General features: G+C 72.6%; 2 protein-coding genes and 1 pseudogene. 1 reads left to right on the top strand and 2 read right to left on the bottom strand.

Annotated features, from left to right (window positions below):
- Together CCN35_RS28850 and CCN35_RS03555 are read right to left on the bottom strand one after the other, a co-directional pair.
- Positions 1-342, bottom strand: a pseudogene (locus CCN35_RS28850) (hypothetical protein); the annotation flags it as partial.
- 84 nt (positions 343-426) lie between these two features.
- Positions 427-777 carry a metallopeptidase family protein gene (locus CCN35_RS03555; RefSeq protein WP_067399445.1) on the bottom strand — a complete coding sequence of 117 codons (351 nt, stop codon included), beginning with the start codon at positions 775-777 and terminating at the stop codon, positions 427-429.
- A gap of 78 nt (positions 778-855) precedes the next feature.
- Between CCN35_RS03555 and CCN35_RS03560 the strand changes: the two genes are divergently transcribed.
- A partial coding sequence (locus tag CCN35_RS03560; RefSeq protein WP_086791477.1) for a metallophosphoesterase family protein occupies positions 856-2091 on the top strand: 1236 nt, incomplete at its 3' end.

A 2091-nucleotide genomic window follows, 5' to 3' on the forward strand; every position in this document is an offset into this window, starting at 1 on the left:
GGGCGACCACGGAAGGCCGCCCGGCCCCGGCGGCCTTCCGTGGTCGCCCGGGACCGGTGCGGACGCGCTGCCCGCGGCCGACGGCGAGGCCGACGCCGACGGCGGCTCGCTGTCCTTCTCCTTCTTCCCGTGCTCGCGTCCGCCGCCTCCGGCGCCCCCGGCGCGGCCCGCGCCGCCGTGCACCGCTCCTGCTCCTCCCGGGGCCCCACCGTCCTGCTGTCTCGCGGAGGGCGACGGCCGGGCCTTGCCGCCGGCGTCCCCTCCCACGCTCACACAGCCGGTGGCGACGGCCAGAGCGGTGACCGCGGTGGCAAGACGGACCGACACGGACAAGGGGCGCACGGGAAGCCACCTCCGGGAGGAAAGACGTCACCGTGCCCAACGCCCCTCACCCACACGAGGACACGCGATCGGTCCGGACGGGCCTCAGCCGTATCCCAGGGCGTGCAGACGCTCGTCGTCGATCCCGAAGTGGTGGGCGATCTCGTGCACCACGGTGATCTCGGTCTCGGCGATCACGTCCTCCCGTGTCTCGCACATCCGCAGCGTCGGTCCGCGGTAGATGGTGATCCGGTCGGGCAGCACGCCCGCGTACCACTCGCCGCGCTCCGTCAGCGGGGTCCCCTCGTACAGCCCGAGCAGGTCGGGATCGTCGGCGGGCGGCTCGTCCTCGACGAACACCGCGACGTTGTCCATCAGCCGCGTCAACTCCGGCGGGATCCGGTCGAGGGCCTCGGCGACCAGTTCCTCGAACTCCTCGCGCGTCATCTCCAGCACAGGGCCATTGTCCGGTACGGCCCCGCCGTCACCCCACACCTGCGCATATCCGGTCGCGGACCTGGGCATGGGCGACCAATGGCCCGCGTCTCCCCCGCAGACCTGAACCGCATGCACCGTATGCACAGCATCCGAAGGGCAGGAAGGGCAGTACGCGCCCTCACCGACCGCCGGCACCGCTCGTCCCGCCGCCCGGACCCGTCCCTGAGGCCCGGGCCCCGTCCCTGGGTGCGCGCCCTGAGCCTGGTCGCCGTGGTGCTCGCCGGTGCCTGGCTGGGCCTGCTGGTCGTCGGCCAGGTACGGGTCCCGGTCGGCCCCATGGACACCACCATGACCCTGCGCCCGTCCCTCAGCGGCGGCACGAAGATCAATGTCTCCCCGCTCGGCGCCCTGGAGCTCGACAGCCATCACGCCCCGGTCCGCCTCGACGTCAATGTCGACCGGCTCGACCCCGACCGTTCCCAGGCCCTGATCGACCGGCCGGAGCGCTTCTCCGGCCTTCAGGAGGAGATCGTGCGGGACGTCGAGCACGGCACCCTCGACCTGGCCGTACGGTCCTGCGTGGCCGTGGTCACCGGGGCCACCGCCCTCGGGCTGGCCGTCTACCGCCGTCCTCGCCGCGCCCTGGCCGCCGGCGGTCTGGCCCTGGCCCTGCTCGCCGCGTCCGGGGCGAGCGCGTACGCCACCTGGAACCCGAAGTCCGTCCTGGAGCCCAGGTTCTCCGGGCTGCTGTCCTCCGCGCCCTCCCTGGTCGGCAATGCGCGCAGCATCGTCACCGAGTTCGACGTCTACCAGAAGGAGCTGGCCCGTCTGGTCACGAATGTGACCAAGCTCTACGACGCCGCCTCCACGCTTCCCGTCTACTCCCCCGACCCGTCCACCATCCGTGTGCTGCACGTCTCCGACATCCACCTCAACCCGGCGAGCTGGAAGATCATCACCTCGCTGGTGGAGCAGTACAGGGTGGATGTGATCGTCGACACCGGCGACACCATGGACCACGGCACCGCCGCGGAGAACGGCTTCCTGGACCCGGTCGAGGACCTCGGCGCCCCCTACGTCTGGGTCCGCGGCAACCACGACTCCCTGGTCACCCAGCGCCATCTGGAGCGCATGAGGAACGTGCACGTCCTGGACGACGGCCGGGCCGTGACCGTCGCGGGGCTGCGCTTCGCCGGCATCGGCGACCCCCAGTTCACCCCCGACCGCTCCGTCACCCCGGGCGGCGACGCCGCTCAGAGGCTGGCGGGCGCCCGCCTGGCCTCCGCACTGCGCGACCAGCGGGCCAAGGGCACCCCGGTCGACGTCGCCGTC

Source organism: Streptomyces thermovulgaris (assembly GCF_002155915.1).
Taxonomy (GTDB): Bacteria; Actinomycetota; Actinomycetes; order Streptomycetales; family Streptomycetaceae; genus Streptomyces; species Streptomyces thermovulgaris.